At 52.2% G+C, this 8,175-nt stretch carries 12 protein-coding genes; all 12 read right to left on the reverse strand.

Annotated elements, in window-relative coordinates:
- Positions 1-62 precede the first annotated feature (62 nt).
- Positions 63-446 (reverse strand): hypothetical protein, encoded by a 384-nt coding sequence (locus ACN08Y_RS10100; protein WP_419112599.1) that lies wholly within the window; start codon positions 444-446, stop codon positions 63-65.
- Between the two features lie 70 nt (positions 447-516).
- The gene (locus ACN08Y_RS10105; RefSeq protein ID WP_419112600.1) at positions 517-816 is read right to left on the reverse strand and encodes a hypothetical protein; all 300 of its coding nucleotides are present in this window, start codon (positions 814-816) and stop codon (positions 517-519) included.
- 222 nt (positions 817-1,038) lie between these two features.
- Entirely contained in the window at positions 1,039-1,587 is a 549-nt protein-coding gene (locus tag ACN08Y_RS10110) for a hypothetical protein (RefSeq protein ID WP_419112601.1), read from the reverse strand.
- A 124-nt stretch (positions 1,588-1,711) separates the two neighbouring features.
- A complete protein-coding gene (locus tag ACN08Y_RS10115; protein ID WP_419112602.1) occupies positions 1,712-2,248 on the reverse strand; it encodes a hypothetical protein in 537 nt (178 codons plus the stop codon).
- 664 nt (positions 2,249-2,912) lie between these two features.
- On the reverse strand, positions 2,913-3,524 hold the full coding sequence (locus ACN08Y_RS10120) for a hypothetical protein (protein ID WP_419112603.1): 612 nt from the start codon (positions 3,522-3,524) through the stop codon (positions 2,913-2,915).
- Between the two features lie 14 nt (positions 3,525-3,538).
- Entirely contained in the window at positions 3,539-3,802 is a 264-nt protein-coding gene (locus ACN08Y_RS10125) for a glutaredoxin family protein (protein ID WP_419112604.1), read from the reverse strand.
- Positions 3,803-3,980: 178 nt separating this feature from the next.
- Positions 3,981-4,211 carry a hypothetical protein gene (locus ACN08Y_RS10130; RefSeq protein WP_419112605.1) on the reverse strand — a complete coding sequence of 77 codons (231 nt, stop codon included), beginning with the start codon at positions 4,209-4,211 and terminating at the stop codon, positions 3,981-3,983.
- A gap of 204 nt (positions 4,212-4,415) precedes the next feature.
- On the reverse strand, positions 4,416-5,045 hold the full coding sequence (locus tag ACN08Y_RS10135; protein WP_419112606.1) for a hypothetical protein: 630 nt from the start codon (positions 5,043-5,045) through the stop codon (positions 4,416-4,418).
- A gap of 276 nt (positions 5,046-5,321) precedes the next feature.
- Positions 5,322-5,708, reverse strand: a complete 387-nt coding sequence (locus ACN08Y_RS10140; RefSeq protein WP_419112607.1) for a hypothetical protein — start codon at positions 5,706-5,708, stop codon at positions 5,322-5,324.
- Positions 5,709-5,932: 224 nt separating this feature from the next.
- Entirely contained in the window at positions 5,933-6,118 is a 186-nt protein-coding gene (locus ACN08Y_RS10145; RefSeq protein WP_419112608.1) for a hypothetical protein, read from the reverse strand.
- Between the two features lie 791 nt (positions 6,119-6,909).
- Positions 6,910-7,398, reverse strand: a complete 489-nt coding sequence (locus ACN08Y_RS10150; RefSeq protein WP_419112609.1) for a hypothetical protein — start codon at positions 7,396-7,398, stop codon at positions 6,910-6,912.
- Between the two features lie 77 nt (positions 7,399-7,475).
- Entirely contained in the window at positions 7,476-7,841 is a 366-nt protein-coding gene (locus ACN08Y_RS10155; RefSeq protein ID WP_419112610.1) for a hypothetical protein, read from the reverse strand.
- Between the last annotated feature and the right edge of the window lie 334 nt (positions 7,842-8,175).

The raw sequence follows: 8,175 nt of genomic DNA on the forward strand, positions 1-8,175 counted from the left end.
TTTAACGCGCCGGGGCAACAAATGGGGGCACCTGTGCCGGTGCCCCCATTCTTAGTTAGTGCCTAGAACCATTGGGTGTAATAGATGCTGGTGATGTCCTCGGCTTCACATTCGGCGTAGGCTTCGCTGATGGTCTGCCCCCACCACCTTTGAGATAAATCTTCGGCGCGGGATTCCTCCCAGATGTAGGCCTCTCCGTCCTCAAAGCACCAGCCCTCACCCATACACTCGCCGGTTTCGCTGTCGGTTCGCCAGAGCTCGCCCTCGGTGCCACACTGCGTTAAGTCCTCGTGCTCTGTGCATTTGTTGTCCGGTAGCATGCAGATAATTCTCAGCCCGTTAGGGCGCAAGAATTCTTTGATGGACTCGTGCCACTCTAGGGGCTGGAAGTCCTGCGCTGGTGGCCGGGGCTGTAGTCCCCAGATGTCGCATTTGACCTTTTGCATAGCTCAGATTGTCCTCACTCTTGCTAGAGATATAAGGCGGGGGGCCGGTTCCCCGGCTCCCCCGCTGGGATTATTTAGCTAGAAACTCCTGCGCCCTGTAAGCCTCTCGGCGGGCCTCGTCGATAGCTTCGTTAGCTTCGTGCTCTAGTTGGTGATACCTAATAAGCTCCCGGTCTGCTTCGGCCTCTGCGGTCTTGATTGACTCGGTGTAAGCTCCGGCTTCGGTGAGCCTGTGGGCTTCGGCCTGGTGCTTGCGGTGGGCTTCTAGGTGCCGGTCTGCTTCTCGGCGTAGCCCCTGCGCTTTGGCTAGTTCAATCTGGGCTAGTAGGTGGCGGTTCTCAACTTGTTTCAGGGTAAGTGCTAGGCTCATGGCCATGTCTCCTTTGGTTGGTTTCTTTTGGGTTTTGGCTTGGGTCTTCTGTCCCCTGACCACATATATAAGTTTACCACAGGTAAACCTATGAGGGTAGTGATTTACCAACAAAAACGTAAATAATTATTTACGTTTCCATGGCACCCACTAACGGACACCTTGGCCGTCAGAGACAAAAAGGGCGGTGACGCCACTTTGACGCCACCACCCTAGAACTATCTACTTATCCCAATCAGGAGCATAAAAGACTATCGTCTCAGCCTTGACCCCGTCCTTTTCAGGGAACGAGCGAACCAAGTAGGGTGATCCCAGAGTTAGATTAGCCCTCACCACAGGCCCATCATCGTGGAACTCCACCGTTTTGGCCTCTAGCCATTTTTTAACATCAGCGTCAATCTTGTCTGCTGATTCCAGCCAAACAATTTGATTTCCCCAGATAAAAAAGGAGTCCCCCTGCGCCTGGGCATAGTCAGTCCAGAACTTCTTTCCACTATCAGAAACAGCCTCCCACCGAACAGGAGGGTACGGGTCTGCCAGAGTATGAGCTACGTCCGTATCGTCCACTTTATCCAGGTAGGTTAGATTGCCTACAGCTGAAGCCGACACTGCGGGGGTGCTGGGCACCACTGATTCCTGAACGGCAGTTACAGTGGGTGCCCCACTACTGGGACTACTAGCAGCGGTGGTGTCACCGGCACCGCAGCCAGAAAACCCGAGAGCGGCCAAAACGAGAGCTGCACTGGTGGCAAAAATTTTAGGTGTATTCATGGGTATTACTCCTTACAGATGTGCTTCTAGTAAGCATAAAAGAAATAGGTGGTATAACCTGGGCTATGACGCCCGGTGTTGGGGTGGTGGCCAGGGCACCTGGCCACCACATGAGGGGCAAGTTTTACACCTGCAGCTTCTTTACCTCTTGGAGGGTCTTGGCGATTTGGTCTACCCCGTCTGCGCTCTCTAGGGCCTTATCCAGAGCATCGGAACCACGCAGGGCTTCGTAACGATCGAGCAGCAGGCCCTCTAGTATTACCTTCTCCCAGTCGCTGACCTCTTGAGAGAGATACCGCTTACCTAGCTGAGCATCCGTGAGCTTCTGAGCCTCAGCATGAATTTGCTTCTCGATAACTTCTCGCAGATGGCAGGCAACCACCGCACGGGAGATAGCAAAACTCTTGGGGGTGACATCCTCCTGAGTCTCAACCGAGCAGTCACCGAGCTTAACGTGGCGGCCGTCGACAACTTCTGCGCCCTCTGTTTCTCGAAAGAGCACCAGGGCGCGGGCACCCTTGGGGTCATCGGCAAACCTCTCTCGAGCGCGGGCGTGCAGGTCGGGTAGGGAGATTTTGTACTCAACGCTGGCCTTGTTACGGGCAATACTGGTGGCCCGGTTCAGCTGGTCTAAGCGGGCGGGGCTCATTTTGATGGCCATGATGTCAGCTCCTTATGGTTGGCTTCCTTGGGTTGTGGCTTGGGTCTTCTGTCCCCTGACCACATATATAAGTTTACCACAGGTAAACCTATGAGGGTAGGGTTTTTAGCAATAAAAACATAAATAAATATTTACGTTTCTACCTCACCCACCGGCGGCCGTCACCGGTACCCGGGCAAAGCACCCGTAGCTCCCCCCCTCGTCCTGATAGCGAGCAGCAGATAGCCCCAAAGCGGTGGGCGCAGGTCAAGGGCGGCGAAGCCGTACATTTCACCCTTGACCAAGACCCGCTGGGGCTACACTGGGCGCTCAGGACGGGAGGGGCAGCACCCCACCACACGCTAGGGGCCCGATTTGAGGTCTGCTAGGATTGTTCGTACAACCTTTTCATAAGGGGTTGTTTGAAGCTCGGGCTGCGCTTCTAGGTATCTAGGGGCGCAGCCTGTTTTCTTGCCTCACCTCGCGCCAGGTAATACAAAAACCCCTGGCACCTTATCGCTAAGGTGCCAGGGGTTATTTTTACCCCCGCAAGAGCGGGGAATCTTGTGGAACACTACAACTGTATTGAACTACCCCCGCAGAAGCGGGGAAACGGTTCCTTCATTGAGGTTTCAGCTAGATTCTAGTACGGGAGGCCACCGCGCAGGTAGCCCCCCCTTATGCTCTAGTTCCCGCTATGCACGCTCAGGTCATAATTCCTAGCTACAGAACCCGCAGGAACCGTAATCTCCACATAATCAAGCCGATCATCCACATATTCCTCTTCACCCGTGAAAGGATTAACAAGAACCTTTCTGCTGTGATGGTGGCGTTCCATCGGGGCCTGGGTATCAGACTCGTAAATCTTCACTTCATCCATCGGCCAAGTATGGAAGGTCAAGGCACCATCATCAGCCTGCCGGACATACTGAAGCATACTGACATTCTCAATCTTGACCTCAGAAGCGTAGTAGAAAAGGCTACCGCTTCCTGACCCTTCCCCTACTTGCTCCCTGGCATAGCCTGCATCTGCCAGGCGGTGTTCTTCGGAGATGTAGCTCTGAACCGGCGCTGAATCTTTTATTTCAGATTCATAGGTTGCCACCGGAACCAGAGAGCCGACCCCTATCACAAGCCAGAGCGAAGCACCCCAAATACAAACACCTGGCTTGATGTTAGAAACCACAGCGGCTAGAAGGCAAGCACTAGCTGCGAGTAGAGAGCAGGCACACAATAGACCAATAGCCAAACTGGCCCCTTGATTCCAATAAGCCATTTCTGCGTAATCATGAAGCATAACTCTCCCCTTTCCTACTTGTTCCCTGCCGAGAGCAAGGGTAGTAGCCCATCGATCCGGTCGGGGTCAAAGCCGCTCCACATCTGCTGCACCTGGCCGGTCACTTCAACCACCGGGGCTTGGGCGTGCCCATGACGTCGCAAAGAGTCAGCGATTTTTGGTTCATTCGCCAGGTTAATGTGGCGATATTCGATGCCCTTTTCACTCATGTGGCGCATGGTCATGGTGCACTGCGGGCAGCGGGGGGTTGAATACACTGTGACATTGATTTTCGACACGACAGCTCTCCTGTCTCTAGGGGTTCTTTCTGGTTGTGGCCTGGGCTTCTGTTCCCTGGCTACATATATAAGTTTACCACAGGTAAACTTGTGGGGGTAGGTTTTTTGGCAATAAAAACGTAAATAATTATTTACGTTTCCACCTCATCCGGTGGCGGCCGCCACCGGCACCTAACAGCTATTTCTTGAAAACGCGCGGCTTAGGCTTCGGAGAATTCGCCCGAAAATCAGCGTCCCAAGCATCTAGCAGCTCCCGCGTCCAGCCAGGAGCATCCCCCACAACTACCTGGGGTTTGGGTGGGTTGCGTTTCTTGAAGGCCTGCCGGGTCATACCCAGATATTCAGCAGCCCCGGTAGTCGAAAGATAGTGCTCGGTCCCGTACTCCTGCTTAAACCCTTGATTGCTCATGGCTACTCACTTCCTTACCTCAGCAGTCCCGTTGAACTGCAAATAGTGGTAAAATTGCTTTACAAGTTGCTCCTAATAGGGCTTCTTTTTGGGTTACCCCCCGGCGCTTCTGAAAATCATAAAGCCGGGGGGTATATTCTTTACCCTTTACAGAGCCCCGCTACTGAGCTAAAGACTTCAGGCGCTGAATCTCAGCCCGCAGCTTTACGCTTCAAATTGGCGCTTAAAATTCTTCCATGTGGGCGTGGGCATCTCCCACGTGCGCTTGCCTTTCGCTTTCAAGTAAGCGTTGTAAATTACATGGCTGCTCACGCCGTGTTTCTCGGCTATTTCTTCTGCGGCTTCAGAAGCTAGATCCACAGGAGTCTCGAACCTTTCACCAGGCTTTCCTTCAGAGGCTTTTTCTTCGATATATGCAGTCTCTTCTTCGGTGAGTTCTCCGTTAAAGGCGGGAGATTCTTCGCCTTCCACAACCTCTTTGGCGTCCTCCTGGATTTCCTCTGCCTTCCCCATAAAATCGAATCCGCCGTTTTCAGTGAAGTAGGTTTCGAGCTTCTGGGCAAACTCTGCGGAGTCATCTACGCCCCAGTTATAGAAGTTGATGAAGTTATCTACGGTGATTTTTCCGTTTTTGTCTGCCCAGATCTTGAAGCCTTTGAGCTTCTGGAGACTGGAGCCTGATACTCGCTTGCTGGGTACGAACTGTGCTGCGGGGAAGATGTATTCACCGTTTTCTTTGGTGATGCCTGCTGCGGGGGCCCATTCTTGGAAGTTGATGTAGTGGCGAATCTGGCCGGTGGTGGGGTGGGTCCAAGATGAGGTTACGATGGTCATTTTCTTTGTCCTTATGGTTGGCTTCTTTGGGTTGTGGCCTGGTCTTCTGTCCCCTGACTACACATACAAGTTTACCACAGGTAAACCTGTAGGGGTAGTGTTTTCTATAAATAAAAAGTATCTAATGACCGAAGGCCGTTTACAGCCAGCTTTGACCACCGGTAAACTGGAACCGTCTTTTAGTATCCTGGGAACCAGACACCTCTGAATACCCCTTAACAGCATCACCCATCATGGGCAACAACAGGCCCCCACCACATCGTGGGGGCCTGTTGCTTACTCAGAAACGATAGTCACCTCAACCGCGCCTTTAGAGTCGGGCTTCAGGCACTCACAAGCCCAGGCGTGTAAGGCTTCAATACTGCGCTCTCTGCGCTGGGCACGGACAAAAATTTCCTCGTTTTCATCGTATATCCACCCCTGCGCGGTAGCTTCCGCCATTGACTCGGGATCATCGGGGTCAAAGTCGCCTATCCCCTCGTCCCAGTAGGTGTAGCCCTTGGTTTCCTTGACCTCGTATTCCGTCCTACCTAGGCCCGTCCCCAGCCATGTCTCAAGCTCCTGCATTAGCTCGCCCCAGGTGCCGGTAAGCTTGACTTCTTCCCGGGGCCAACCGCTCATGCCATGCTCTAGGGTTGCCTCGATACGGTAGATGGTTTCCATGGTTACATCTCCTTTGACTACTGGTTGTTTTATGAAGATGGCTTGGGGCTTCTGTCCCCTGACCACATATATAAGTTTACCACAGGTAAACCTATTGGGGTAGGGTTTTTAGCAATAAAAACATAAATAAATATTTACGTTTCTACAAGCTCGATTGACAAAAGAGCCCCGGCCACTCGATAGAGCAACCGGGGCGTAACACTGTAGCTTAGCAGGTATAGTTTCTAGGCTTTCTTATTGTGCCAAACAGCAAAATCAATACCGCGCACAATATAAGCAAGTGCAAAGGATCCAAGGGCAATTCCACTAAGTACAGGATGCTTAGGATAGAGCCGGATTGTCAAGGCTAAACCCAAGATGTCGAAGATTACTTCGGGTGCCAGGTTTTTGATGCGTTCTTTGTTAATCATAATTTCTCGCCTCCTACTTAGAGCGTGCGAATGAACTCCGAAATAAGCTCGCTCGGGCTCGTTGGCTACATATATAAGTTTACCAAAGGTAAACCGTGCAGGGTAGTATTTTTATCAATAAAACACAAATAAATATATACATATTTACCACGCCTACACCCCTAACACCCTATTCTTTTCCGGCGCTCCCAAGACTCCCAAGGATTAGAACCATCATCTGAGCCCTGCATGTAGTTCCCTTCTGAATAGTCGCCTTCCTCCATGATCCAAAGCGTCCTATCCCAAAGCGTATAGATAACATCTCGATAGCACCGAGGGCACCTAGTTGCTACCAGCTGACCCAAGACTCGGGGGAGGAAAAGAGCACCTTTGCACTGCAAAGGGTTCACACTTGCTTGACCACAATGTAAGCAACCATAGGCACCTGGCATATAGGAGCTGGCTACCGGCTCATAAGTTCGGCTCTGCTGACGTAGGCTAAACCGCTGCCGAAAATGGCTTTCCAGCTCGTCTCTTAGCCAGGGCTCGATAAGCCGTTTGCAATAAAACATTTGGATATCCGTCCACCGCTCCCACTCTTCCCACAGTATTAGGTTGTCTTCCCACAGTTCAGGCAGTGGGCGTTCGAGATTTGGTGACTCAATAGGTTCTTGCAGGGATCCTGAGCAGGTTTTCACTATCTCTTGCATAGTAAGAAATTCTTCTTTCTAGGAGCCTAGAATGTTCAGCCGTGGCTGGGGTGCCCCAGCCGGTACTTTGCGGTAGCCGACCGGGGTTACTCTCCCTACTGCTTATCCGTGCTTACGAATTGCGGACCCCAACCCTGCAAGGGATGTATCGGAGGTGAGGTCAAGCGTGGGCAGGAACTCAACAACCCTCATATTCTTGTGAATGTAGCACTCCCAAAAGCCGAGCTTTTCCAGCGCGGATATGTGAACTGAGAGCTCGGTGTCTCCGAGGTTGAAGCTGGCTGAGAATGGCTTATCTTCATCCACCAGGCCCGCAGTGTAGCCTTCGAGGTATTTCAGCAGGTGGTCGGTGAATTCTTCTAGGCTAGTAGCCTCACTCATGAGGCTCAGGATGTCCTCACGGATTGCTTGCTTCACCTCTTGCAGGTTGACTTCAGTACCGGGTATTTCCGGGCAGTTGTGGGGGATAGAACCGATAATGATGTAGCTACTGGATGTTTTGATGAGGTTTGGAGATACCTCTGTGTCGATCTTTTTTTGGAACTCAAAAATGATGATGTTTTTACTGCTGTAGGTGATACTTGCGGCCATGATGTCGGCTCCTTATGGTTAGTTGTTTTGCAGATACAGGGCGGGGGCCGGTATCCCGGCTCCCCTGCTGGGGTTGTTTAGCTGGATTTCATCAGCTCAGTAAGCCCGTGCTCTGCTTCATTCAAAACAGCTTCGATAAGTATTGGCCTCCACTGCGGCAGGATGTCACCTAAGTCGCGCTCTTCGCGTCCATCTTCGAGTTTCCGATTCTCTACTTCCTCCCGAGTGAGGTAGAAAGGTCGGGGCCTGTCTAGCCCTGGTGTGCCATCTAGTTCGACACTGCGTATCTTGGCAACAATTTCGCCGTCCTTAGGAGATAGGGCAAAAGCATCTAGGTGATACACCCATGATGTTGGCTCGTCGTGTTCTGGATCCTCGGCGTAGAATCCTGACTCAGCGACTATTAGCAGGTTTTGAGGGTCGGCCAGTTGCAAGCTATTCATCATAGCTCTCCTGTCTCTAGGGGTTCTTTTGGGTTGTGGCTTGGGTCTTCTGTCCCCTGACCACATATATAAGTTTACCACAGGTAAACCTATGAGGGTAGGGTTTTTAGCAATAAAAACATAAATAAATATTTACGTTTCTACCTCACCCACCGGCGGCCGTCACCGGTACCCGGGCAAAGCACCCGTAGCTCCCCCCCTCGTCCTGATAGCGAGCAGCAGATAGCCCCAAAGCGGTGGGCGCAGGTCAAGGGCGGCGAAGCCGTACATTTCACCCTTGACCAAGACCCGCTGGGGCTACACTGGGCGCTCAGGACGGGAGGGGCAGCACCCC

This window comes from Rothia sp. P5764 (assembly GCF_048512965.1).
Taxonomy (GTDB): domain Bacteria; phylum Actinomycetota; class Actinomycetes; order Actinomycetales; family Micrococcaceae; genus Rothia.

Coding starts and splice junctions, on each gene's coding strand:
- ACN08Y_RS10120 (WP_419112603.1), bottom strand. CDS start 3,524: ATGCTTCATGATTACGCAGAAATGGCTTATTGGAATCAAGGGGCCAGT.
- ACN08Y_RS10145 (WP_419112608.1), bottom strand. CDS start 6,118: ATGATTAACAAAGAACGCATCAAAAACCTGGCACCCGAAGTAATCTTC.
- ACN08Y_RS10155 (WP_419112610.1), bottom strand. CDS start 7,841: ATGAATAGCTTGCAACTGGCCGACCCTCAAAACCTGCTAATAGTCGCT.
- ACN08Y_RS10130 (WP_419112605.1), bottom strand. CDS start 4,211: ATGAGCAATCAAGGGTTTAAGCAGGAGTACGGGACCGAGCACTATCTT.
- ACN08Y_RS10150 (WP_419112609.1), bottom strand. CDS start 7,398: ATGGCCGCAAGTATCACCTACAGCAGTAAAAACATCATCATTTTTGAG.
- ACN08Y_RS10100 (WP_419112599.1), bottom strand. CDS start 446: ATGCAAAAGGTCAAATGCGACATCTGGGGACTACAGCCCCGGCCACCA.
- ACN08Y_RS10115 (WP_419112602.1), bottom strand. CDS start 2,248: ATGGCCATCAAAATGAGCCCCGCCCGCTTAGACCAGCTGAACCGGGCC.
- ACN08Y_RS10105 (WP_419112600.1), bottom strand. CDS start 816: ATGAGCCTAGCACTTACCCTGAAACAAGTTGAGAACCGCCACCTACTA.
- ACN08Y_RS10140 (WP_419112607.1), bottom strand. CDS start 5,708: ATGGAAACCATCTACCGTATCGAGGCAACCCTAGAGCATGGCATGAGC.
- ACN08Y_RS10110 (WP_419112601.1), bottom strand. CDS start 1,587: ATGAATACACCTAAAATTTTTGCCACCAGTGCAGCTCTCGTTTTGGCC.
- ACN08Y_RS10135 (WP_419112606.1), bottom strand. CDS start 5,045: ATGACCATCGTAACCTCATCTTGGACCCACCCCACCACCGGCCAGATT.